The sequence below is a fragment of the Flavobacterium maritimum genome (genome assembly GCF_040049085.1).
Lineage (GTDB): Bacteria > Bacteroidota > Bacteroidia > Flavobacteriales > Flavobacteriaceae > Flavobacterium > Flavobacterium maritimum.
The window spans coordinates 277011-302052 of sequence record NZ_JBDLZY010000003.1 but is presented as its reverse complement, the minus strand read 5'-3'; the positions used below and the strand labels follow the sequence as shown (position 1 = coordinate 302052).

At 36.8% G+C, this 25042-nt stretch carries 18 protein-coding genes and 1 tRNA gene; 9 read left to right on the top strand and 10 right to left on the bottom strand.

The genetic code is table 11. The features are described 5' to 3' along the window. Window positions 1–34 precede the first annotated feature (34 nt). Window positions 35–532, top strand: coding sequence for a DUF6646 family protein (locus tag ABEB23_RS08585; RefSeq protein WP_348812143.1), 498 nt, complete (start codon window positions 35–37; stop codon window positions 530–532). A 92-nt stretch (window positions 533–624) separates the two neighbouring features. On the opposite strand, the gene amaB is transcribed toward ABEB23_RS08585, so the two are convergent. The 3 genes from amaB to ABEB23_RS08570 form a co-directional block, all read right to left on the bottom strand. Then, window positions 625–2172: an L-piperidine-6-carboxylate dehydrogenase gene (amaB, locus tag ABEB23_RS08580; RefSeq protein WP_348812142.1), complete on the bottom strand. Its 1548-nt coding sequence runs from the start codon at window positions 2170–2172 to the stop codon at window positions 625–627. 280 nt (window positions 2173–2452) lie between these two features. Further along, window positions 2453–2992, bottom strand: coding sequence for a 3-hydroxyanthranilate 3,4-dioxygenase (locus ABEB23_RS08575; RefSeq protein WP_348812141.1), 540 nt, complete (start codon window positions 2990–2992; stop codon window positions 2453–2455). A gap of 143 nt (window positions 2993–3135) precedes the next feature. Further along, window positions 3136–4272 (bottom strand): endonuclease/exonuclease/phosphatase family protein, encoded by a 1137-nt coding sequence (locus ABEB23_RS08570; protein ID WP_348812140.1) that lies wholly within the window; start codon window positions 4270–4272, stop codon window positions 3136–3138. 224 nt (window positions 4273–4496) lie between these two features. Here ABEB23_RS08570 and ABEB23_RS08565 point away from each other — a divergent pair, with 224 nt between their 5' ends. From ABEB23_RS08565 to ABEB23_RS08555, 3 genes are all read left to right on the top strand, one after another. Beyond that, window positions 4497–5393 (top strand): S66 peptidase family protein, encoded by an 897-nt coding sequence (locus ABEB23_RS08565; protein WP_348812332.1) that lies wholly within the window; start codon window positions 4497–4499, stop codon window positions 5391–5393. A gap of 42 nt (window positions 5394–5435) precedes the next feature. Further along, a complete protein-coding gene (locus ABEB23_RS08560; protein ID WP_348812139.1) occupies window positions 5436–5795 on the top strand; it encodes a YraN family protein in 360 nt (119 codons plus the stop codon). 118 nt (window positions 5796–5913) lie between these two features. Further along, window positions 5914–6570: an aspartate kinase gene (locus ABEB23_RS08555; RefSeq protein WP_348812138.1), complete on the top strand. Its 657-nt coding sequence runs from the start codon at window positions 5914–5916 to the stop codon at window positions 6568–6570. 102 nt (window positions 6571–6672) lie between these two features. On the opposite strand, the gene ABEB23_RS08550 is transcribed toward ABEB23_RS08555, so the two are convergent. The 4 genes from ABEB23_RS08550 to ABEB23_RS08535 form a co-directional block, all read right to left on the bottom strand. Then, window positions 6673–7440, bottom strand: coding sequence for an SDR family NAD(P)-dependent oxidoreductase (locus ABEB23_RS08550; RefSeq protein WP_348812137.1), 768 nt, complete (start codon window positions 7438–7440; stop codon window positions 6673–6675). 175 nt (window positions 7441–7615) lie between these two features. Beyond that, on the bottom strand, window positions 7616–8545 hold the full coding sequence (locus ABEB23_RS08545; RefSeq protein WP_348812136.1) for a helix-turn-helix domain-containing protein: 930 nt from the start codon (window positions 8543–8545) through the stop codon (window positions 7616–7618). Between the two features lie 57 nt (window positions 8546–8602). Then, entirely contained in the window at window positions 8603–11968 is a 3366-nt protein-coding gene (gene mfd / locus ABEB23_RS08540; RefSeq protein WP_348812135.1) for a transcription-repair coupling factor, read from the bottom strand. Beyond that, complete coding sequence (locus ABEB23_RS08535) at window positions 11961–12572, bottom strand: hypothetical protein (protein ID WP_348812134.1); 612 nt, start codon at window positions 12570–12572, stop codon at window positions 11961–11963. Before ABEB23_RS08535 ends, mfd begins: the two co-directional genes overlap by 8 nt. 497 nt (window positions 12573–13069) lie before the next feature. On the opposite strand from ABEB23_RS08535, the gene ABEB23_RS08530 reads away from it, so the two are divergent. Then, window positions 13070–14008 (top strand): L-threonine 3-dehydrogenase, encoded by a 939-nt coding sequence (locus ABEB23_RS08530; protein WP_348812133.1) that lies wholly within the window; start codon window positions 13070–13072, stop codon window positions 14006–14008. Between the two features lie 64 nt (window positions 14009–14072). On the opposite strand, the gene ABEB23_RS08525 is transcribed toward ABEB23_RS08530, so the two are convergent. From ABEB23_RS08525 to ABEB23_RS08515, 3 genes are all read right to left on the bottom strand, one after another. Beyond that, window positions 14073–14144, bottom strand: a tRNA-Arg gene (locus ABEB23_RS08525). A 16-nt stretch (window positions 14145–14160) separates the two neighbouring features. After that, window positions 14161–14631 (bottom strand): c-type cytochrome, encoded by a 471-nt coding sequence (locus tag ABEB23_RS08520; protein ID WP_348812132.1) that lies wholly within the window; start codon window positions 14629–14631, stop codon window positions 14161–14163. Window positions 14632–14634: 3 nt separating this feature from the next. After that, window positions 14635–15759: a PQQ-dependent sugar dehydrogenase gene (locus tag ABEB23_RS08515; protein WP_348812131.1), complete on the bottom strand. Its 1125-nt coding sequence runs from the start codon at window positions 15757–15759 to the stop codon at window positions 14635–14637. A gap of 246 nt (window positions 15760–16005) precedes the next feature. Here ABEB23_RS08515 and ABEB23_RS08510 point away from each other — a divergent pair, with 246 nt between their 5' ends. From ABEB23_RS08510 to ABEB23_RS08495, 4 genes are all read left to right on the top strand, one after another. After that, the gene (locus tag ABEB23_RS08510) at window positions 16006–18654 is read left to right on the top strand and encodes an MGH1-like glycoside hydrolase domain-containing protein (RefSeq protein WP_348812130.1); all 2649 of its coding nucleotides are present in this window, start codon (window positions 16006–16008) and stop codon (window positions 18652–18654) included. 213 nt (window positions 18655–18867) lie between these two features. After that, on the top strand, window positions 18868–20517 hold the full coding sequence (gene susR, locus ABEB23_RS08505; protein WP_348812129.1) for a SusR family glycan utilization regulator: 1650 nt from the start codon (window positions 18868–18870) through the stop codon (window positions 20515–20517). A 349-nt stretch (window positions 20518–20866) separates the two neighbouring features. After that, on the top strand, window positions 20867–22981 hold the full coding sequence (locus ABEB23_RS08500; protein WP_348812127.1) for a glycoside hydrolase family 97 protein: 2115 nt from the start codon (window positions 20867–20869) through the stop codon (window positions 22979–22981). 123 nt (window positions 22982–23104) lie between these two features. Continuing rightward, a complete protein-coding gene (locus ABEB23_RS08495) occupies window positions 23105–24877 on the top strand; it encodes a glycoside hydrolase family 13 protein (RefSeq protein WP_348812126.1) in 1773 nt (590 codons plus the stop codon). The last annotated feature ends 165 nt before the right edge of the window (window positions 24878–25042 follow it).

Below are 25042 nucleotides of genomic sequence, written 5' to 3'. Positions count from 1 at the left end.
CTATTTTTGCCAAAAATTTTAATCGTTTACAATTATGAAAAGAATTATTACACTATCATTACTTTTGTCATTTGGATTGATCAATGCACAACAAGCTTTTAAAGGAAAAGGAGATGCTAAATTTAATGTTGGAGCAAACATTCAAGATGGCGGATCCGGGATTCAAGCCTCTGCCGATTTTGGAATCGGTGAAAACTTATCTTATGGATTTGTTGCCTCTTATTTATTAGGTGTAGATGAATTTTTAGGTGAAAAACCAGAATTCGAAGATCGATTTGACGCTAAATTTAGAATTAATGCCAATTTAGGAAGTGTAATTAATATTGACGAAAAATTTGATCTATATCCTGGTTTAAATTTAGGTCTTAAAAACTTCGGTGGGCATGTAGGAATGCGTTATTTCTTTACGGAAGGATTTGGTGTTTATACTGAAGCTGGCTTCCCAATCGCAAAATACGATCAAGACATCACCGGTTTTGATCATTTGAACAACCAATTTACTTTTAATATTGGTGCTTCATTTAACATGTAAGATCTGATTACAACGAATCCTTCTTAAATAAAAAAAGACAATTTGAAATTTGGTTCAAATTGTCTTTTTTAGGTTATAATTGGTTAGTTAGTCTACAAATCAAATTTGATTCCTTGTGCCAATGGCAATTGCGTACCGTAATTAATTGTATTCGTTTGTCTTCTCATGTAGGCTTTCCAAGCATCAGAACCAGACTCACGTCCTCCTCCAGTTTCCTTTTCACCACCAAAAGCACCACCGATTTCTGCTCCAGAAGTACCAATATTAACATTGGCAATACCACAGTCAGAACCTGATTGTGAAAGGAACAACTCCATTTCTCTCATGTTATTGGTAAAAATAGAAGAAGAAAGTCCTTGTGGCACACCGTTTTGCAATGCAATCGCCTCCTCAATAGTACTGTATTTCATTACATATAAAATAGGAGCAAAAGTTTCTGTTTGAACGATGTCAAAATGATTTTCTGCTTCAATGATACATGGTTTTACGTAACAACCACTTTCGTATCCATCACCTTCAACCAATCCACCTTCAACAATAATTTTTCCGCCTTCTTGTTTTGCTTTTTCAATCGCATTCAAATAATCTTGAACAGCCCATTTATCGATTAGCGGTCCAACGTGGTTATTTTCGTCTAATGGATTACCTATTTGCAATTGACCATAGGCATTTTGCAATACACTGATTGTTTTATCATACACACTTTCGTGAACAATTAAACGTCTGGTAGAAGTACAACGTTGCCCCGCGGTTCCAACAGCTCCAAAAACAGCTCCAACCAATACCATACTGATATCTGCATGTTCTGAAACAATAATTGCATTGTTTCCTCCCAATTCAAGAATGGTGTTTCCAAAACGTTCTGCAACAGTTTTAGATACGTGACGGCCTATTCTTGTTGATCCTGTAAAAGATACCAATGGTATTCTGTGATCATTATTAATTAAGTCCCCAGATTCGTTTCCTGTTACTAAACAGCTAACTCCTTCCGGAACATTGTTTCTTTCTAAAACTGTTTTGATGATATTTTGACAAGCAACTCCACACAAAGGTGTTTTTGAACTTGGTTTCCAAATCGCAACATCTCCACAAATCCATGCAATCATTGCATTCCAACTCCAAACTGCTACTGGGAAATTAAAGGCAGAAATAATCCCAACAGTTCCTATTGGATGGTATTGCTCATACATTCTGTGCATTGGTCTTTCAGAATGCATTGTTAATCCATATAATTGACGGGATAAACCTACTGCGAAATCACAGATATCGATCATTTCCTGAACTTCACCATATCCTTCCTGAAGGCTTTTTCCCATTTCGTAAGAAACCAATTTCCCTAAAGGCTCTTTAAATTTTCTTAATTCATCTCCCATTTGACGAACGATATCACCTCTTTTAGGAGCCGGAACCATACGCCATTTCAAAAAAGCCTCAGACGCTTTTTGCATTGCTTTTTCATAATCCTCTTTTGAAGACGTTTTCACTTTTGCAATTAAAGCCCCATCCGCCGGTGAGTAGCTTTCAATGATTTTTCCGTTGGCGAAATTATCTGCTCCGGTTGATGTTCCTTCATTTACCTCTTCAATCCCTAATTGTTTCAGAGCTGATTGTATTCCGAATTGATCTGCAATTGTTATCATTGTAACTTTTTTATTAAAAATTGTTATATTTTTTTACAAATATATTGTTTTCACATGAAATAATAAACATTGGCTCTTAATTTTTACTCTTTTGGGGAGTTTTAAAAAAAAGTATTACAAAAAACCATTGATAGTTAGCTGTTTTTTTTAGCCGCGATCGCCCCGAAGGTTCCAGAGACATCCTTTTTCTAGACCATCAGACGAAGGAACAGGGACAAGAAAAAGATATAACGTACAGCGGCAATAGCTCCACCTTCCTATTATACTCAGGATGGCACAACTATTTTTGGGCTATAAATCTAGGATCGGCTTCCATTACCGTTCCGCAATTGGTACAAGTTCTTAACCTTTCTGAATTATAGAAGTGCTCAAAATGAGGCAGAAAATCCTTTTCGATATTGTGCAATTCAAAATAGACTTCGTGCAACTTATGATTACAGTTATCACAAAACCAAAGCAACCCATCTGTAAATCCTTGTCCTGCGCGTTTTCGTTCGATCACCAAACCTATTGAGCCCTCGGATCGAACAGGGGAATGCGGAACTTTTGCAGGATTTAAATACATATCACCAGCATGGAGTTCCATTTCTTTTCGCTCACCGTCTTCCTGAATTATGACTTTGATACTACCTTCGAGCTGGTAAAATAACTCTTCGGTTTCGTTGTAATGATAATCTTTACGTGCGTTAGGTCCCGCAACAATCATGACGATATAATCACCCGATTCTGCGTATAAATTTTTATTTCCAACGGGTGGTTTAAGAAGATGACGATTCTCATCAATCCATTTATTGAGGTTGAAAGGTTTTGCTATTGCCATTTTTTCTGAAGTTCTAAGTTTATAATGTACTAAGGTACTAAGTTTTCAGTCGCAGTCATAATTTTTAGTTTTCAGTTTTCAGTCGCAGTTTTCGGGGAGCACTGGATACCGAAAACTGCGACTATAAACTGACTACTGAACACTTATTTCTTTTCTTTGATTAAATAAATATACACCGGAAAATGATCACTAAATCCCACATCTACAAGGGAATGACGCAATGGATATCCTTTGTACTGACCTGATTTTTGTATTAAAAAAGATTTATTATAAATTCCCCCTTTCCAATATCGAAACGAAGAATAATCGGTCTTGAGGAAGGATTCGGTGACCATTATTTGATCAAAAATATCCCAAGCATCACGATGGGCGATACTTCCCAAACCTTTTTTGGCCATTTCTTCAAACGGATTGTATATGCCAAATGAGGCAACATCAGCTTTTTTGGCTTTTGCCCCAAGCGCAACTTTGACACTTTTGTTGTATGGTCCATCATTCAAATCTCCAAGTGTTATGACTTTTGCGTTCGGATTGATTTGTTGCAGAGAGTCGATAATTTTCTTGTTTAAAGCACCGGCTGCTTCACGAAAGGGACTAGACTTCTTTTCACCACCAGAACGTGAAGGCCAGTGATTGACAATGATACTCACCTCTTCTCCATCAAGAAATCCGGTTACCAAAAGCTGGTCACGGGTATAAATCCTATAATTCCTACTGTTCATTTGGGGAACATCATCCGTTTTTTCTTCTGCTTCGAATTTTAGGTTTTCTAATGTTTTACTGCCATTTTTATAAACATACAATGGGATATTAGTATAACTGGTGGGCTGAAAGTGCTTTTTCCTATACAGTAGAGCGACGTCAATTCCTCGTTTATCCGGAGAGTCAAAATGAATGATACCATAATTTTTATCCAAAAGCTTGGGCTGTTTGACCAGATCCTCCAGAACATTCCTGTTTTCTATTTCGCAGCCGCCAATAAAAGTAGGCGCTTCTGGATTTTCAGCCGAACCTATTTCAGCTAAAACTTTGGCAAGGTTTTCCAGTTTATTTTGGTACTTCTCGAAAGTCCAGTGTTGCATTCCCTTTGGAGTCCATTCCTCGTCATTGGTATTGGGATCGTTTATAGTATCAAAAAGATTTTCGAAATTATAGAACGCAACCGTATGAATCAGATATTTCTTTTGTTGCGCATTGGCAATTGTAATCGAAAATGATACTACTACTAATAAAATCCATCGCCTAATTCTAATTTTAAATCTTAAATCCCTGGTACACATATTACATTTTTGAAGTAAAATTACTACATTTTTAGATTTGACTTGAAAATATTTCTATTATTGATTATCTTTGTAGTAGCCTAATGAAAGGCTTTCCATTTTTACTAAGAAAAGAAAACATGAATGCTCCGCAATCTAATATTATAAAGCGCTATTTTGTTTCCTATAAAATCCTATTTCTTATTTTTGTTTTACAATCCTACAACATGCAAGCAAATACCGCAATGATTACACCACCCATTTTACAAAAAGGAGACACAATAGCCATTTTGGCAACAGCCAGAAAAAACATAGACGACAACCTGCAACCATCTATAGACCTATTGAAAAGTTGGGGTTTGGAAGTTGTTATAGGGAAAAGTATCGGTTTGGATGACAACCAACTGGCCGGAACCGACGAACAACGAGCAGCCGATTTTCAACAGCAATTAGACAATCCCAACATTAAAGCGATTTGGTGTGTCCGCGGTGGTTACGGTACGGTACGAATGATCGACCTGCTGGATTTCACTAAATTCAAACAAAATCCAAAATGGATTGTTGGGTTTAGTGATGTGACTGTTTTACACAATCATTTAAACACTATGGGCTTCAAATCCATTCACGGAATAATGCCAATCAGTGTTCCCAAAGCTTCTGCAGAAGCGATTGAATCCTTACGCCTAGCCTTGTTTGGCGCACCCTTACGATATGAAATTGACGCCAATGCTATGAATAAACCTGGAAAAGCTTCAGGAGAGGTAGTCGGAGGGAATTTGTCCATTTTATATAGTGTACTGGGTTCCCAATCGGCCATCGAATGTACGGACAAGATATTATTTCTTGAGGATCTTGACGAATACTTGTATCATATTGACCGAATGATGATGAATTTAAAACGTAATGGCTGTCTAGATAACATTAAAGGAATTATCGTTGGCGCCATGACCAAAATGAAAGACAATGATATTCCGTGGGGGAAAAATGCCTTAGAAATCATTCAGGATGTCACTAAGAAATATGATATTCCAATTATTTATAACTTCCCCGCAGGTCATATTCAAGATAACCGCGCTTTGATACTAGGCAATAAAGTAACAATTAACGTGACGGCTACCTGCAGTACCGTTGTATTCGAATAAAATACAAATATTGATTAAAGGATAATCCCTAAAAGGGGCAACATGGCTGAACACAATGAGCTCGGGAAACTGGGAGAAGAAATGGCTGTAGAATATCTGAAAAAAGAAGGTTATACCATTCTGGAAACCAACTGGACCTTCGAAAAAGCCGAAATTGATATTATTGCCCAAAAAGAAAATACGCTCGCAGTTGTAGAAGTAAAAACCCGTTCCTCATTGGAATTTGGTCTCCCTCAAGATTTCGTAAAACCCAAAAAAATACAACTTCTTGTAAAAGCTGTAAATGCATTTGTAATTGAAAAAGATTTAGACATTGAAGTCCGTTTTGACATCATTGCTATCAATAAAGAGAGCAAATCTTTTGTAATTGAGCACCTTATAGACGCATTTTTTCATTTTTAACAAAAAAATATTAATGTTATATTTGTAACAAATTGTTTTTTATTTATATTTGCAGAAGTTTTTAACACAACTAACTACCAAACTCAACTATTTACCAAAAAACTAAACTCTTACAACTATGAAAACTGTTTCTTCAATTGTAGAAAATTACATCAAAACAAAACCATTTTTATTGAATGCATTATCTCTTGGAATCATCAATCTGACCTCTTTATCACGAAATATTATGACCGAATTAGAAAGTGAATTCGGTAAAGAAGTAAAACAAGGCGCCGTGGTTATGTCTTTAAAAAGACTGACTGAGGAATTGGATTTCAAACTCAACCATAAAATTAATAAAGTAATAAAAAACATAGGTGAAATTACTGTTCGTTCTGAACTGACAGATTACACTTTTGCAGCATCGGATACTGTTTTAAACAAACAAGCCGATTTAATTACCGATATCAACACTTTTTCAGATATTTTTTATACCTCATCAAGAGGCGTAAACGAAACCAATATTGTAGTAAGCAACAGTGTGAATCATTTGGTTGATAAACATTTCTCCAATGAAAAGCTGATCCAAAAACTAGAAAACCTGGCTTCTATCACCGTAAAATTACCCAAAGAGAATATCGTGGTTCCAGGGATTTACTATTTTATTTTCCAACGTTTGGCTTGGGAAGGAATCATTATCAATGAGGTAATTTCAACTTCCAATGAGTTCACTATCTTAGTAAGCGAAGATGAAGTGGATGTTGCTTTCAAAGTGATTAAAGATTTGAAGAATTAATTCGCAACTTAATCATAATCAAAAAGCTTCCAGCCTCACCTCACGAAGACTGGAAGCTTTTTAATTATAAAAAAAATCAACCCATAAAGAGGTCATCTAAATTTACAAATTCGTTCCTCCCGAAACTTCAATACGTTGTCCGTTCACCCATTTAGCATCATCTGTACACAAAAAGGCCACTACACCTCCAATATCATCAGGTAAACCTACTCGTCCCAAAGCCGTTAGCGAAGCAATCAGTTGGTTTAACTGTTCGTTATCCCGAACCACTCCCCCGCCAAAATCAGTTTCTATAGCACCGGGAGCCACAACATTGACTCTAATTTTTCTTTCTCCCAATTCTCTTGCCTGATATTTAGTTAGTGTCTCTATCGCTCCTTTCAAGCTCGCATAGGTTGAATATCCGGGAAAGGAGAAACGGGTCAATCCTGACGAAATATTTACAATTCCACCGCCATCATTCATAACCTCCAAAGCTTTTTGAGTCAGAAAAAAAGGCCCTTTGAATTGAATATTAACCAAATCATCAAATTGAGCGGTGGTAGTTGTAGAAAAACTTTCGTGAAGCCCCACACCTGCATTGTTGATTAAAAAATCGATTTTTTCAACACCAAAAGTATCTCTCAAAGCGGTTGCAAGCTTTTGAAAAAACAAATCAAAACTACTTACTTCGCCAACATTCAATTGAATGGCAACTGCTTTTTGTCCCAGTTTTTCGATTTCGGCCACAACATCATCAGCTTCGTCTTTTTTGCTGTTGTAAGTTAGGATTACATCAATCCCTTTTTTGGCAAGACTTAAAGCCATGTCTTTTCCTAATCCGCGGCTTCCTCCGGTAACTACTGCTATTCTACTGTTCTTGATTTCCATCTTTAATTTTTTAAATTGATATGACAAAATTAGTTTAGAAGCAAAATTATATGGTTGCAAATATCAATCGATAGTTTGCAAAATTCAAATCATAGGACTGCAAAGAAATTCCTGCTAGGAATTCAAAACAGCCCACCTTCAACCCTTATATGCTTTAAAAAATAATCTAATTTAGCTAAACCCTAAAAGAAATAGGCGTCAATGCAGTTTGTTTTTTGAAAAAATTAGAAAAATGTGCCAACTCTTCAAAGCCCAGTGAATAAGCAATTTCCGAAATATTCCAATCGGTTTCCTTCAATAAAATCTTAGCTTCATATATTAATCGGTCACTGATTAACTCGGTGGTGGTTTTACCCGTGTTCTCTTTTAAAACTTTATTCAAATGATTGACATGGACAGACAAACGAGCAGCGAAATCCTTAGCCGATTTTAATTCTAAACGTTGACGGGGCGACTCTATTGGGAATTGTCTTTCGAGTAATTCAACAAATAAGGAAGAAACTCGGGCTGCCGAATTATGCTTAGAATATAGAGCAGTTATCGGTTGCAGCTTTTGTCCGAAGTGAATTAATTCCGAAACGTAGTTCCGAATCAAATCGTATTTATAGACATAATCTGAGTTGATTTCCTTATGTATCTTTTTGAATATCAAATCAATTTCCGTTACCTCATCATCCGAAAGCTTAAAAACAGGGTAGCAGTCCGTTTGAAAAATAGGCAGTTTATCCAATTCAATACCGATTTTATCCTTGGTCAAGAACTCATTCGTAAAAACACAAAAATGCCCCGATTGCTGGGTGTCCTGCGGAACATAATTATACGGAATTTTAGGCGTGGCGAATAAAAGTGCGTTCTCTTCAATATCAATTACCCGATCTGCATACTCTACTCTGTTTTTCCCCCGAATCAAGCTTATTTTAAAATAAGCCCTGCGATTATAAGGCATAACAGGTTTTTGCCTCATCTTTTCAAAAAGCTCCTGGATATTGAAAACATTGAAATGACCGATTTCTTTTTGGATACCATTGGGCAATAATGAATTCGGCTCCGTACCGGAGTCTCCGGAAATTTCCTGATAGAACTCTTCTATTGATTTGGATTTCATTGAAAATGAATTTGTAAAAATCAAATATAGTGATTAAACAGGAAGTCTTTAATTTAATTACTTCCCAAACAACTCCATCAACTCCAATGCTTTTCGGATTGATTTTACATTATCGAAAGTCAACAGTAAACGCAAGCCAGCAGGCGTCTGTTTTTCTTTCATTTTACAAATAGAACTGTGTTTTTGCACAAACTGCAAGACCTGATGAAAACGGTTCGACTGATAATAATCTGACTGTTGATCGGATACAAAATAACCAATCATCTTACCCTGCTTCATCACCAGTTTTTCAATTCCTACACGAGTTGCTATCCATTTGATACGAATACTGTTCAGCAGGGAAACAGCTTGTTTGGGTAAAGGCCCAAAACGGTCAATTAGTTTACTTTCGTAGGCGAGTAATTCTTCTTCGTTTTTAACCGCACCTAATTCGTTATAAAGACTCAATCGTTCCGTAATGTTGTTGATGTATTCATCTGGGAATAATAACTCAAAATCGGTATCAATTTGCAGGTCTTTGACGTATTCTTTGGTTTCAATGTCGTTTTCCTCCGGATATAAATCTTTGAATTCGTTTTCTTTCAATTCTTCAATGGCTTCGTTCATGATTTTTTGATAGGTATCAAAACCAATTTCATTGATAAAACCACTCTGTTCACCACCCAATAAATCACCTGCTCCACGAATCTCCAAATCTTTCATCGCAATATTAAACCCACTTCCGAGTTCACTGAATTGCTCCAAAGCCTGAATACGTTTTCTGGCATCATCGGTCATTGCGGAATACGGAGGGCAAATAAAATAACAAAACGCTTTCTTATTGCTTCGACCTACTCGACCACGCATTTGATGCAAATCAGACAAACCAAAATTATTCGCATTATTGATAAAAATCGTATTTGCGTTTGGAACGTCCAATCCACTTTCGATAATAGTTGTTGCTACCAGAACATCAAATTCACCATTCATAAAAGCAAGCATCAACTCTTCGAGTTTGGCGCCTTCCATTTGGCCATGACCGATACCTACTCTGGCATTGGGAACCAAACGCTGAATCATTCCGGCAATTTCCTTGATATTTTCTATTCGGTTATTAATAAAGAAAACCTGTCCGTTACGCTGGATTTCATACGAAATTGCATCTCGAATCAATTCTTCGCTAAAGCCAACCACATTTGTTTCAATAGGATATCTGTTGGGCGGAGGTGTTGTAATTACTGACAAATCGCGTGCAGCCATCAACGAGAATTGCAATGTTCTCGGAATTGGCGTAGCAGTCAAAGTCAGTGTATCCACATTGGCAGCAATCGTTTTGAGTTTGTCTTTTACGTTGACACCAAATTTTTGTTCTTCATCCACAATCAGCAATCCCAAATCTTTAAAAACTACATTTTTGTTGACTAATTGGTGTGTTCCAATCACAATATCAAGTTTCCCTTCGGCTAATTGCTTTAAGGTTTCTGCCTTTTGTTTGGCAGTTCTAAAACGGTTTAAATACCCAACCGAAACCGGCATGTCTTTTAATCGCTCCGAAAAAGTACGGTAATGCTGGTAAGCCAAAATCGTCGTAGGCACCAAAATAGCAACTTGTTTACTGTTATCTACCGCTTTGAAAGCCGCTCGAATGGCCACTTCGGTTTTACCAAAACCAACGTCTCCACAAACCAAACGATCCATCGGACGATCGCTTTCCATATCGGCTTTTACCTCTTGAGTTGATTTAATTTGATCTGGCGTATCCTCGTAAATAAACGAACTTTCCAACTCGTTTTGCAAATAGCTATCGGGTGCAAACTGAAATCCTTTTTCCAATCGTCTTTTCGCATACAACTGAATCAGATTGAAAGCGATATGTTTGACACGTGCCTTGGTTTTTTGTTTTAAAATCTTCCAGGCATTCGAACCTAATTTATAAATCTTAGGCGGCGTTCCATCTTTTCCGTTGTATTTTGAAATTTTGTGCAGCGAATGAATACTCACATACACAATATCATTATCGGCATAAACCAGCTTGATTGCTTCCTGTGTCTTGCCTTCTACTTGTATTTTTTGCAAGCCTCCGAACTTCCCGATTCCGTGGTCAATATGCGTAACATAATCCCCAACCGATAAAGTGGTGAGCTCTTTTAAAGTAATATTCTGCTTTTTCGAATACCCGTTTTTAATATTGAATTTATGGTACCGTTCAAAAATCTGGTGATCGGTATAGCAGGTAATTTGGTTTTCATCATCAATAAATCCTTGGTACAAAGGCAAAACTACGGTATGATATTGTTTTCGAATGTTCTCCGAATTGGCCTCATCCAGGGTTTCGAAGATATCGTGAAATCGCTTCGCCTGTGCTTCATTGGAACAAAACAAATAATTTTTGTACCCATTGAAATGATTATCATTCAGATTATTAAGTAACAAATCGAATTGTTTATTGAACGAAGGTTGCGGCTGAATATGGTATTCGAATTTTTTGCTGGTTCTGAAAATGGCTTTCGAACCCAATTCCACAATCGAAAAATCCAACGCTCTTTTTACAAACTCGGTCTGATTCAAGAACAATTGCTCCGGACTGGCGTGTTTGATGTCTTTTGATAACTTTTCGAAAGCTTCTTCGGCTTTCCCGAATTGTTTGTCTAATTGTGATAAAAAGTCCTCCGTATTTTGAATAAAAATAATGGTTTTCTCTGAGATATAATCCAAAAAACTCTCCCTGTTTTCCTGAAAAACCTTGTTTTCAACGTTCGGGATTATCGTGATCTTCTTTTGCTTTTCCAATGATAATTGCGTCGCCACATCAAAGCTTCGGATGCTTTCGACTTCGTTACCAAAAAACTCGATTCGGTATGGATTATCATTGGAAAACGAAAACACATCGACAATTCCTCCGCGAACTGAAAATTCTCCGGGTTCGGTAATAAAATCAACTCTTTTGAATTCGTATTCGAATAAAACTTCATTGATAAAATCGATTGATATTTTGTCGCCAATACTGACTTTCAATGTGTTTTTGTCTAATTCTCTTCGGGTCACCACTTTCTCAAAAAGAGCTTCAGGATAGGTAACAATGACTGCCGGTTTTTTGCGGGAATTGATTCTGTTCAGCACTTCCGCACGAAGCAAGACATTGGCATTATCGGTTTCTTCTATTTGATACGGACGACGAAAAGAACCTGGGTAAAACAGAACATCCTGATCACCGATCATTTGTTCCAAATCATTCAAATAATAGGCAGCTTCCTCTTTGTTATTCAAAACAATCAAAAAAGGAAGGTCCGCTTTCTTGAAAACAGAACGTATCACAAACGAAAGTGACGAGCCCAACAAACCCTCCAAATGCATTTTCACTTGATTATTTTCCTGTAATCGAGCTACAATTTGGGCTGTTTTGGGCGAATTATCGTAGGTATTGTATAAGGCAGTCTTACTCAACGCGTGGCATATTTGGGTCAATCGGTTTGCTCGGTGTACTTGGAATGGCTCTTGCGGTATCCAACATTCTCAACATATCAGATTCCCCCAGTTCAACAGGAATTTTGCCTTTTTCTACAATCTTATCCATTTGTCTTTGTAAAGAGGCCAATTCATTATTAATTTCAGAAATAAGTAGTATCACTTTTTTGTCGGGAATATTATCCAAATGAATGAATAAATCCAACAATCGAACTTTGGTAATCAAAGTTGATATTCTACTTTTTATTTGCGGTTTACTAAAATTATAAGGCACATTATCCTTCAAAGCCATTGCTTTTTTAGAAATTTCTGTCGATTTTTTTTGAAAAGCACCAATTGTTTTCTTCGGCTTTTGGGACAATTCTGCTAAAAACAAACGCAACTCATTCCAACTGGCCACACTGGCTTCTGAAGTAGTATTGATGGGTGTGTCATAAAAATCCCAGGCTTTTTCTATATTCGAAAAGATAAGTTCTCTTTTTTTGGTTTCTTTTTTGTTTTCGGCAATCCGTTTTTGATTGTCGTTTTGGCACGAGAAAAGAAGGGAAGCCAGAAAAAAGAAGGCCACTATTTTATTTGTCATTTGAATTTTCATTAAAGCACAAAGTTACAAAGTAAATTTACAATACCGAATTACAGCTATAGAATAAGCTTGTTAAACATTGTTAAACAGTTACTACGCAATAACGGGTAGAAAACTAATTTATAAACTTACACCAATTGTTTTCTGATATGGCTCGCAAACAATTTCATTAGCCTAAGGTTTTATTTAATAAAATTGGGCACACAGATAACGCAGATTTACACAGAAAAAAAACTTTGTGTCTGCTTTGCGAATCTTCGCGAAACAGTTTTCAACCCATTTTCAACCCATTTCGAAAGCGATAAATTAATTTATTTTTGCTTTTGCGCCACATAAATAACAATCCAACAGCAATAGACCCGCTTTTATGTTTTAAAAAACAAAAATTTAGGAGTTTCATTGCCATTTTAAATGTATTTTTGTGTTAATCATAGCTTTTTTTATGAAATTGTTATATTTTACGAAAACGTTATCTTTGTATTTCTAAAACTGACAATATGAGTACTAAAATACTGATTATAGGCGCTTGTGGACAAATTGGGACTGAACTTACCCAACAACTTCGAAAAATATACGGAACAGAAAATGTCATTGCTTCGGACATTCGTAAATTGAATACAGATGTTGTCAATTCCGGTCCATTTGAAGTGGTAAATGCATTAGATTTCAATCAGATTGAGCATTTGGTTGAGATACACCAGATCGACGAGGTCTATTTGATGGCTGCTTTACTTTCTGCAACTGCCGAGAAAAACCCTGCTTTTGCCTGGGATTTGAATATGAATTCCTTATTCCACGTCTTGAATTTGGCCAAAGCCAAAAAAATAAAAAAGATATTCTGGCCTTCCAGTATTGCAGTTTTTGGACCTACAACTCCAAAAGAAAACACACCACAATATACCATCATGGAACCTTCAACTGTTTACGGAATCAGTAAACAAGCCGGCGAGAGATGGTGCGAGTACTACCATAATATTTTTGGTGTTGATGTGCGAAGCATCCGTTATCCTGGATTAATCAGCTGGTCTACCCCTCCGGGTGGCGGAACTACAGATTATGCCGTGGATATTTTCCATAAAGCACTTTCTGATAAAACATACGAATGCTTTTTGTCATCTGAAACCAAAATGCCAATGATGTATATGGACGATGCCATCGCAGCAACCATACAAATTATGCAGGCTCCGGTTGAACAAATCAAAATTCATTCTTCTTATAATCTGGCTGCCATGAGTTTTACACCGACTGAAATTGCGGCCGAAATCAAAAAACATATTCCTGAATTTACAATTACATATAATCCAGACTTCCGTCAAAAAATAGCCGACAGCTGGCCAGCTAGTATTGATGACAGCCAAGCCAGAGAAGACTGGAATTGGAAACATAAATTTGATTTGGAAACAATGACAACAGATATGCTGGAGCATTTGAGTTAAGACTTTCTACTCTATAAACTAAAAAAGACCATCGACAATGATGGTCTTTTTGTTTTTGATTCAGTAGCCCTGCCAGGAATCGAACCTGGATCAAAAGTTTAGGAAACTCCCATTCTATCCGTTGAACTACAAGGCCGGATTACTATATTAAATCATTCCTTAATCCCTGCCACTTCTTCCTTTGTGACTATCTTATCTTGCTTGTTACTCCAGGAATTCATAATATAATTCATCACATCAGCCACTTCTTTATTGGAAAGTCCCATAGGCGACATGGTATTATTGAACTTCATTTTATTGACAAGAATTTCACCACTTTGTCCGTATTTTACCGCATGAATACTTTGGGATCGTTTTTTGGTCAACCAATCGGAACCATCCAATGGTGGAAAATTATTTGCATCTCCTTTGCCGTTGGCACCATGACATTGGATACAAAAATCAGTGTAAATTTCTTTTCCCTGCGCCCATTTTTCCTGCACGCTTAGACTGTTTTTATTGATATCAGCAAAACTGACCAGAGATTTTACTGAACTAGGGATACGAGGAGACATCTCTTTGCCTAAATAAAAACATCCCAACAAAAAAAAGCCCAAACCCGAAAATAGTTTTGTTGTCAACATAAATCAATTAGGTAAAATTTTAAGAATTCCTTTTCCTTCCACTCCAATGTAAATATAACCGTCCGGACCTTGTGCCACATTACGCAAACGACCAATATCCAGCGCTATTTTTTGTCGGCCAACCACCGCATCCCCTTTTAATTTAACTAGTTCCAGATATTTAAATTTTAACGACCCTACAAGAAGGTGGCCTTTCCAATCCGGATAACGGCCGCTGGTCACAAAGGCCATTCCACATGGCGCTATAGATGGCAACCAATAATAAATCGGATTTTCTATACCCTCTTTCTGGGTTTCATTGCTAATAATGCTTCCATCATAATCAATACCATACGTTACTAGTGGCCACCCGTAATTAGCTCCCTTTTTTATAATATTAATTTCATCTCCTCCTTGCGGACCGTGTTCGTGTGACCAAATAGCTCCTGTTACAGGATTTTTAGCCAAACCTTGAGGATTTCTATGTCCAAATGAATACACTGCCTCTTTGGCTCCAGCCTGACCTGCAAAAGGATTATCAGCAGGAATACGACCATCATCATGAAGACGGTATATTTTTCCACCATCACGCTTAATATCTTGCGGATTTTCAAGATTGTTACCCCGATCCCCAACAGAGAAATACAAATATCCTTCGTTATCAAATGCTATTCTGGAACCAAAATGATGTCCTTTGGTTGTGTTGGGTGAGGCTTTGTATAGATCTTCAATTTGTGTCAGACTGCCATCCAGAAGTTTCGCCCGAATAAGTTTTGTATTTCCTCCCTCGCCTTCACCATCATCAGAAGAAAAGGTAATATAAAGCCATCCGTTTTTAGCATAATCGGGATGCAAAGCAATGTCTAACAAACCTCCCTGCCCTCTGTTATAGACTTTGGGCACATTTTTAATTTCGGTTTTTGTGCCATTTTTGACATGGTACAGGGCCCCACTTTTTTCGGTAACCAATAGCGCTCCGTCCGGCAACCATGTCATGCCCCATGGGATTGCAATATCAGAGGCTATAGTCTCGAAACGGTACTTTTTGACTTCCTCATTGATCGGGACATCATCTGGCTTCACTTGCCCATTACAACTAAAAAAAACGAAAGAAAAGAGGTAAAACTGTATTAATGTGATTGTTTTCATGAGTCTAAGTTTTAGGAACCGTTGAACAGAAATCTTTACTAAAGATACTAAAAGAGGTCCTAAAAAGACAAGAGATGTTTTTAAAATTCAGTGCAAATTCACAAAAAACCATTGTTTGTATAGTATTTTATAGCTGAAAAATCATTTATTTAACAATAATAGTATACGATTTTTGCAAAATATTTAGGTGTTTTTAAACGGCATTTATATAAATTGCGATTTTACAATTAAACTTAATTAAGTATCATGGCGGAAATGGATGCAGAAAGATTGCGATTAAAATTAAGAAACGACAATAAAGGGTGGAAAAAATGGGGCCCTTATTTAACCGAAAGACAATGGGGAACTGTTAGAGAAGATTATTCACAAAGCGGTGACGCCTGGAATAACATTACTCATGATATGGCACGTTCAAAAGCTTATCGTTGGGGAGAAGAAGGGATTGGCGGAATTTCTGACAATAAACAACACATTTGTTTTGCTTTCTCTTTTTGGAACCACAAAGACCATATTTTAAAAGAACGTTTTTTTGGTTTAACCGGAAATGAATCAAATCATGGAGAAGATGTTAAGGAAATCTATTTCTACCAAGATGCCACGCCTACGCATTCCTACCAAAAGATGCTTTATAAGTATCCACAAGGAACTTTTCCCTACGAACAACTGGTGACAGAAAGCAAAAAACGTTCCCGACTGGAACCCGAATACGAGTTACTAGATACCGGAATTTTTGATAAAGATGCCTATTTTGACATTTCTATTGAATATGCTAAAGCCGACGAACAAGATCTTTTAATTAAAGTTACCGTAGAAAACAGATCAAAAGTCGCCGCGCCAATTACCGTATTACCAACCATTTGGTTTAGAAACACTTGGTGTTGGGGATATGACAATTATAAGCATAAGCCGCTGTTAACAGGTATTGGACACTCCATTATTGAAGTCTATCACCGATTAGTAGGCCGGTATAAATTATATGCTGAAAATGCAGATGAATTTTTATTTTGCGATAATGAAACCAATTTTGAGAAACTGTACAACTCTCCCAATCCTACTCATTACACTAAGGATGGCATCAATGATTATGTGATCAATAAAAGTAAAGAAGCTGTTAATCCCAACCACATAGGCACCAAAGCTTCTGTAAAATATGACAATATAATTCCTGCCAATGGAAAAAAAGTATATCGTCTGCGCTTTACGAATAAAACACCAAGCAGTCCTTTTGGAGATTTTGACACCATTTTTGAAAAACGACTGATTGAAGCGGATGAATTTTATGCCAGTCTTCAAAAAGGTATTGAAGAAGAAAACTTAAGATCTGTTCAACGTCAAGCGTATGCAGGAATGCTTTGGACCAAGCAATGGTATTATTACAATGTTTTCGAATGGTTAAAAGGAGATCCGTCCATGCCAAAACCTGATGCGAACCGAAAAAATGGACGGAATAGTTCTTGGAAACATTTATATACCTCCAATATTCTTTCGATGCCTGACAAATGGGAGTATCCGTGGTTTGCCGCCTGGGATTTAGCATTTCACACCTTACCTTTGGCACGTCTCGACCCTGATTTTGCAAAAAGACAACTTTCTGTTATTTTGAGAGAGTATTATATGCATCCAAATGGCCAAATTCCTGCTTATGAATGGTCGTTTTCGGATGTAAATCCACCCGTTCATGCATGGGCAACCTGGAAAGTATATGAAATTGACAAGGAAATAAATGGCGGAAAAGGAGACACCGCTTTCTTAGAGCGCATTTTCCATAAGCTGTTATTGAACTTTACCTGGTGGGTAAATCTAAAAGACAAAAATGGAAATAACATATTTGGCGGAGGATTTCTGGGCATGGACAACATCGGAGTATTTGATCGCTCTGCAGACTTACCAACAGGTGGCCATTTAGAACAAGCCGATGGAACTGGCTGGATGGCCATGTACAGCTTAAATATGTTGCGTATTGCTTGTGAAATTGCGCTTGAAAACCCAGTTTACCAAGACATGGCATCCAAATTTTTTGAGCATTTCTTACACATTGCCGGCGCTATGCAGTCTATTGGTGATAATCAGTTAAACCTTTGGGATGAAGACGATCAGTTCTATTATGACATGCTTCACAAGGAAAACGGTGAAGCCGAATTGTTAAAAGTACGTTCAATGGTTGGCTTAATCCCATTATTTGCTGTCGAGGTCTTAAACCCCGAATTGCTGGAAAAATTGCCCGACTTCAAACGTCGTGTCGAATGGGTATTGGCAAACCGTCCCGATCTAGCCAGTTTAATTTCCAGCTGGTACCACCACGGAAAAGGAGAAACCCGTTTGCTCTCTATTCTTCGAGGACACAGAATGCGAATGATCATGAAGAGAATGTTTGATGAAACGGAATTTTTATCTGATTTTGGAATACGCTCGTTATCCAAATACCATAAAGACCATCCATATAAATTCACCTATGAAGGAGGAACAGTTCAGGTTGATTATACCCCTGCTGAGGCTACCGGAGACATGTTTGGTGGAAATTCAAACTGGAGAGGTCCCATTTGGTTCCCGATGAATTATTTAATTTTAGATTCTTTAGAAAAATTCTCCAGTTATTACGGAAATGATTACGAGGTGGAATTCCCTACTAATTCCGGGCAGATGATGAATATCAAGCAAGCTGCCGAAGGAGTTGCAAAACGACTGTTAGCGCTTTTTCTCCCTGATAAAGACAAAAAAATACCGATGTATGGAGAATATGAGAAGTTTCAAAAAGACCCGATTTTTAACAAGAATCACATGTTCTTTGAGTACTTTGACGGGGATACCGGTAAAGGCTTAGGAGCCAATCACCAGACCGGATGGACTGGATTAATCTCAGAAATCATTCGTCATTTATATGTAAAAAACGAGTAACTGCTTCAGTTTCCTTTTCTAAAAAAAGACAATCATACCTTTAGTTTCTAAGTGTTTCTACACCAATAAGACTAAAGGTTTTTTTATGAAAAAAAACCAAGTTCTATACTTCCGAAATTAGAAAAAGCAATGATTCTCCATTGAGATGATTTGTAATTTACTGTCCGTTAAATTGGATTTTTAGTTATTTTTACGAATTCTAATCCAAAATAAATGAACAAATTTTCGACTTTACTTATCATACTGATTTTCCCAGTTTTCATTTTTGGACAAACGAATACCGATTCATTATTGAACGACCTTGACCAAACTGTTGCTGACTATCAGTTTTATTTAAATCGAAAAGAGAGCAGAATAAACAAACTCAAAGAGTTCCTCAAATACACTACCACCGATCTTCAAAAACATGAGATTTACGGGAAATTATATGATGAATACAAAGCCTATCAGCTGGATTCTGCACTAACTTATGCCAGAAAAAGTTTGCTGCTTTCTCAAAAATTAAAAAATCCGGATAAAGTAAACGAAGCAAAACTAAACGTTGCGACGATAATGGGAACTTTAGGGATGTATAAGGAATCCATTGATCTGCTGGAAACTATAGACACCCAATTAACCCCTAATATAAAAGGAAATTATTATGGCACGCATAGAATAGTATATGGCTATTTAACTGATTATGCCGCTTCTAATCAAGAGAAAAGGAAATACAAAGCATTGACACAAAAATACAGAGACTCGTCTCTGCAGTATTTCGCTCCAAATTCCAGACAATTCTGCATCGCCAATTCGGATGTATTATTGGAGAACGGGCATTACGATCAAGCGATAAAATCATTACTTGCATTTTTTTCAAAAACATCAAAACGAGATCCTGACCATGCCGTTCTTGCCTACATTATTTCTGACGCTTACCGATTAAAAAAAGATAAAAAACAAGAAAAAAAGTGGCTGATTATTTCTGCCATTTCCGATTTACAACTGGTAAAAAAAGAAAACATCTCTTTGCGTAAATTGGCTTTTACTTTATACGAACAAGGTGATATTGATCGTGCTTATAAGTATATTAAAAGATCACTGGAAGATGCCCTTTTTTGTAATGCCAAATTAAGGACCTACGAAATATCAAAAATGTTGCCCATCATCAATGAGGCCTATGAGCATAAAAATGAAACCAACAGAACACAATTAGTCGTTTTTTTAATCAGTGTCAGTATCTTATCCTTGTTTCTGATAGGTGTTTTGATTCTACTGTTCAAACAAATGAAAAAATTAGCGAATGCCCAAAAAACCATAAGCTTAGCCAATTCAAAGTTGTCTGTATTGAACAAAGAATTAAAGGAAATCAACCAAAGGTTAAATCAAACCAATGCTACGTTGGCAGAAGCGAGTCTGTTGAAGGAAATTTACATTGGCCGCTACATGGATCAATGTTCTGATTATATTGCCAAATTAGAAGAATACAGCCGAAAACTGAGTGTAATGGCTACAGCAGGAAAAATGAATGAACTGGTAAAAGCTGTTAAATCGAATACGTACATTGAAAAGGAATTAAAGGCATTTTACACTAATTTTGACCAAACCTTCTTAGAATTATTCCCAACTTTTATCGAAGAGTTTTCAAGCCTTTTAACAGACAAGGAGGCCGTTCATTTGAAACAAGGCGAACTTTTGAATACAGAGTTGAGAATCTTTGCCCTAATCCGTTTAGGAATTAAAGACAGTACAAAAATTGCCGAATTTTTAAGATATTCCGTTTCGACAATATACAATTACCGTTCGCAACTAAAAAACAAATCTTTAGGGCCTCGTGAAGAGTTCGAGTCCAAAGTCATGCTAATCGGGTCCTCTGGCAAAAATTAACACTACTCCCCTCTATATTACGCATTAAAAAGTACGCCCAACCTCTTTTTTATTTGATAAATCCACCACTTTTTTTGAATACAAATAAATTATAATTAATTGATTTTAAGATTATTATAAAAATTATAATCTACTTTTTTTTTACAATGAAAATTTCCGGCGAATAAAGAATCTACTTTTACTATCTCGGAATTTCTGACACAGAAAGCAATCCCAAAACCAGTTCAATAAATCGATTTCGTTTAAACTACATGATGTTTGTTTGCGAACTTTTACTTTTTGGAACTATTGGTTCGAATACTTTCTGGTATTAAATCTAAAATCAATTAATCAATTTATATTTTAAAAAATGAAACATTTCCTTTTTACAGCCCTACTTTGTTTGGCATTAATTACCAGCGCTGCAGCCCAGCAGTTAAAATCACCCGATGAAAAACTAGTAATGTCATTTTCGTTACAAAATGACGGATCTCCAAGTTACAGCTTAAATTATAAAGGCAAAGTAGTTGTAAAACCAAGTAAACTGGGACTTGAACTAAAAAACGACAAAAAATCATTAGTAAACGACTTTACAATTATTGATACTAAAACGGCTGTTTTTGATGAAAATTGGAAACCAGTTTGGGGAGAAGTAGCAATAATCCGTAATCAGTACAATGAATTGGCAGTTACTTTAAATCAAAAAGGAACGGACAGACAAATGATCCTTCGTTTTCGTTTGTTCAATGACGGATTGGGCTTTCGATATGAATTCCCTTCACAAAAAAACCTTTCTTATTTTGTAATCAAAGAAGAGAAGACTCAGTTTGCAATGACCGGAAACCATACTGCTTTCTGGATTCCGGGAGATTACGACACCCAGGAATACGACTACACAACCTCAAAATTATCTGAAATTAGAGGTTTGAATGAAAAAGCCAGAACTGAAAACCTATCTCAGACTTCTTTTTCAACAACAGGAGTTCAGACTTCTTTGATGATGAAAACCGATGACGGATTGTATATTAATTTGCATGAAGCGGCTTTAATCAACTATTCCTGCATGCATTTAAATCTGGATGACAAAAACATGATCTTCGAGTCTTGGCTTACTCCAGATGCTATTGGGGACAAAGGCTATATGCAGGCTCCAAACCATTCTCCGTGGCGTACTATAATCGTTAGCGATGATGCTCGTGATATTCTGGCTTCAAAAATGACTTTAAATTTGAATGATCCTTGTAAAATTGAGGACACTTCCTGGATAAAACCAGTTAAATATGTGGGTGTTTGGTGGGAAATGATTACAGGCAAAAGCTCATGGGCTTATACCGATGAATTTCCATCCGTACAACTGGGTGTAACTGATTTTGCAAAAGCAAAACCTAATGGTAGACATGGAGCCAATACGGCTAACGTAAAAAAATATATTGATTTCGCCGCCCAAAACGGTTTTGATGGTGTATTGGTCGAAGGTTGGAACGAAGGTTGGGAAGATTGGTTTGGACATTCAAAAGATTATGTATTTGATTTTGTAACGCCTTATCCGGATTTTGATGTGAAAGGTTTGCATGAATACGCAAAATCAAAAGGAGTTAAAATGATTATGCACCACGAAACTTCAGGGTCTGTGCGCAATTACGAGCGTCATATGGACAAAGCGTATCAGTTCATGAAAGACAATGGCTATGATGCCGTAAAAAGTGGTTATGTTGGAAATATTTTGCCAAGAGGTGAAAACCACTACAGCCAATGGATTGTAAACCATTATCAATATGCTATTGAAAAAGCAGCCGATTATAAAATTATGGTCAATGCACATGAGGCGATTCGTCCAACAGGTATCTGCAGAACCTACCCTAACTTGATTGGGAATGAAGCAGCAAGAGGAACAGAGTACCAAGCTTTTGGTGGTTCTAAACCAAACCATGTTACGGTGTTGCCTTTTACCCGTTTAATCGGTGGCCCTATGGATTATACTCCAGGAATTTTCGAAATGGATTTAAGTAAAATTAGTCCCAATAATAATTCGCATGTAAACAGCACGATTGCGAATCAATTGGCCTTGTATGTAACAATGTACAGCCCGTTGCAAATGGCTGCCGATTTACCTGAGAATTACAATAAATTCTCTGATGCTTTTCAGTTCATTAAAGATGTAGCCATCGACTGGGACAAAAGTAAATATCTTGAAGCTGAGCCAGGTCAGTATGTTACCGTTGCCCGTAAAGCAAAAGGAACAAACAACTGGTTTATAGGAAATGTAAATGGTGAAAACACCCGTACTTCCGATATTAAATTGGATTTCTTGGAAAAAGGCAAAAAATACGTGGCAACTATTTATGCAGACGCTAAGGATGCCCATTACAAAACAAATCCACAGGCCTATACTATTCGAAAAGTTAATGTGACAAGCAAATCAAAATTGTCCCAGTTTTCAGCTCCTGGTGGAGGATATGCGATTAGCATTATTGAAGTTAAATAATAATTAAATTATAAAGAGGCTGCTACTATACAGCCTCTTTGTTGTTTGCGACTATTATTGGCTCGAAAAAATGATTTGACAAACAATCAAAATAACCAAAACTATTAACCAAAAAACTATAGAATGAAATTAGAATTCTCAAAAATAACTGCCCTTACGCTGCTTTGCTTTGGATTATTTTCAACAAAGCCGGCTATAGCACAGGAAAATGAATCGAAAGTTGACCGTAAATGGTGGAAAGAAGCCGTGGTGTATCAAATTTACCCAAGAAGTTTCAAGGATACTGATGGAGATGGCGTAGGAGATTTGAAAGGGATTATCCAAAAGTTAGATTACATCAAAAGTTTAGGCGTAGATGTGGTTTGGCTGAACCCAATTTATGGTTCACCAAATGCAGATAATGGATATGATATTTCGGATTATCAAGCCATCATGAAAGAATTTGGAACCATGGAAGATTTTGATGCATTATTGAAAGGGATGCACGAAAAAGGTTTAAAACTAGTGATGGATTTGGTTGTCAATCACAGTAGTGACGAACACAGATGGTTTCAGGAAAGCCGAAAATCCAGAGACAATCCTTATAGAAATTATTACCATTGGTGGCCCGCAGAAAAAGGGAAACCAGCTTTCCGACCGGGTGCTTTTGAGGCCGACGGAAGCGGTTGGAGATATGACAAACAAACCGATTCTTACTACTTACATTATTTCAGTTACAAACAACCGGATTTGAATTGGGAGAACCCAAAATTGCGTCAGGAAATTTACAGCATGATGAATTGGTGGTTCAAAAAAGGAATTGATGGCTTTAGAATGGATGTGATTCCGTTTATTTCCAAAGACACTACTTTCCCCGTAATCACACAAGAAGAATTGGATAAAAATTATCACGGGCGTTGGGACATTTACATGGCCAGTGGACCACATTTACACGATTACCTTCAAGAAATGAACCGAGAAGTATTGAGTAAATACGATGTGATGTCTTTGGCTGAAGGAGCTGGAATGATCACATCTACAGCATTAAACTTTGTTGATGAAGATCGAAAAGAATTGAATATGGGATATCATTTTGAAGGAACCAACTTGGGTTATATTCCAGATTATTTCAAAAAAATGGGACCGTTTTCTTTAGTTGATTTCAAAAAAATCTATTCGGATTGGGATGCGGTTTATGATAAAAAAGGTTGGGGAACCATCTATTTAGGAAACCATGACCAGCCAAGAATGACTTCCCGTTGGGGGAATGATTCGATGGAATTCAGAGCTGTTTCTTCAAAAATGTTGACTACTTTCTTGCTTTCTATGAGAGGAACACCATACTATTATAACGGAGACGAAATTGGAATGGTAAATGCCAAATTCGACAAAATTGAAGATTATAGAGACATCGAAACCATTGCTGAATATGAAAAAGTAAAAATTGCTGGTGGCGATTTGAAACAATTTATAGAAGATCAAAAAACGGGAGGTGCCAGAGACAACGGAAGAACTCCTTTTCAATGGAACAGTTCTAAAAACGGAGGATTTACAAAAGCAGAACCTTGGTTAAAAGTGAATGACAACCATATAACATTGAATGCTGAAGCACAGGAAAAAGATGCTAATTCGGTATTGAATTACTTCCGAAAAATGACAAAATTGCGTAAAACAAATCCAATTTTAGTTTACGGGAAATATACTTTGTTAGACAAGGAAAATCCAAACGTGTATGCTTTCACCAGAGAATTGAATGGTAAAAAAGTACTGGTTTTACTTAACTTTTCTTCTAAGAACGCTTTGGCAAATACTGGATTAAACATTAGCAAAGCCAAAGTCTTGATTGACAATTACGGAAAAGCTACTAAAAATGGAGCATTGAGACCTTACGAATCGGTTATTTATGAATTGAAATAAAGAATTGTAACCCAGGATATCTGGCACACTATATTGGAGAACCAAAAACAAATCCGATTATGAATGCAATTCATTTGCCAGACAGAAAATAATGCCGCTAGGTCTAAAAAAAGCGACCAACTAAAGTGTTTTTTAGTTGGTCGCTTTTTTAGTTGGTCTATTTCA

What these genes read in the sequence shown, in the direction of transcription:
- ABEB23_RS08570 (WP_348812140.1), bottom strand. Translation starts at nt 4,272, where the DNA reads ATGTGTACCAGGGATTTAAGATTTAAAATTAGAATTAGGCGATGGATT.
- ABEB23_RS08530 (WP_348812133.1), top strand. Translation starts at nt 13,070, where the DNA reads ATGAGTACTAAAATACTGATTATAGGCGCTTGTGGACAAATTGGGACT.
- ABEB23_RS08510 (WP_348812130.1), top strand. Translation starts at nt 16,006, where the DNA reads ATGGCGGAAATGGATGCAGAAAGATTGCGATTAAAATTAAGAAACGAC.
- ABEB23_RS08575 (WP_348812141.1), bottom strand. Translation starts at nt 2,992, where the DNA reads ATGGCAATAGCAAAACCTTTCAACCTCAATAAATGGATTGATGAGAAT.
- susR (WP_348812129.1), top strand. Translation starts at nt 18,868, where the DNA reads ATGAACAAATTTTCGACTTTACTTATCATACTGATTTTCCCAGTTTTC.
- ABEB23_RS08515 (WP_348812131.1), bottom strand. Translation starts at nt 15,759, where the DNA reads ATGAAAACAATCACATTAATACAGTTTTACCTCTTTTCTTTCGTTTTT.
- ABEB23_RS08555 (WP_348812138.1), top strand. Translation starts at nt 5,914, where the DNA reads ATGAAAACTGTTTCTTCAATTGTAGAAAATTACATCAAAACAAAACCA.
- ABEB23_RS08565 (WP_348812332.1), top strand. Translation starts at nt 4,497, where the DNA reads ATGATTACACCACCCATTTTACAAAAAGGAGACACAATAGCCATTTTG.
- ABEB23_RS08585 (WP_348812143.1), top strand. Translation starts at nt 35, where the DNA reads ATGAAAAGAATTATTACACTATCATTACTTTTGTCATTTGGATTGATC.
- ABEB23_RS08550 (WP_348812137.1), bottom strand. Translation starts at nt 7,440, where the DNA reads ATGGAAATCAAGAACAGTAGAATAGCAGTAGTTACCGGAGGAAGCCGC.
- ABEB23_RS08520 (WP_348812132.1), bottom strand. Translation starts at nt 14,631, where the DNA reads ATGTTGACAACAAAACTATTTTCGGGTTTGGGCTTTTTTTTGTTGGGA.
- ABEB23_RS08560 (WP_348812139.1), top strand. Translation starts at nt 5,436, where the DNA reads ATGGCTGAACACAATGAGCTCGGGAAACTGGGAGAAGAAATGGCTGTA.
- ABEB23_RS08495 (WP_348812126.1), top strand. Translation starts at nt 23,105, where the DNA reads ATGAAATTAGAATTCTCAAAAATAACTGCCCTTACGCTGCTTTGCTTT.
- ABEB23_RS08535 (WP_348812134.1), bottom strand. Translation starts at nt 12,572, where the DNA reads ATGACAAATAAAATAGTGGCCTTCTTTTTTCTGGCTTCCCTTCTTTTC.
- ABEB23_RS08545 (WP_348812136.1), bottom strand. Translation starts at nt 8,545, where the DNA reads ATGAAATCCAAATCAATAGAAGAGTTCTATCAGGAAATTTCCGGAGAC.
- ABEB23_RS08500 (WP_348812127.1), top strand. Translation starts at nt 20,867, where the DNA reads ATGAAACATTTCCTTTTTACAGCCCTACTTTGTTTGGCATTAATTACC.
- amaB (WP_348812142.1), bottom strand. Translation starts at nt 2,172, where the DNA reads ATGATAACAATTGCAGATCAATTCGGAATACAATCAGCTCTGAAACAA.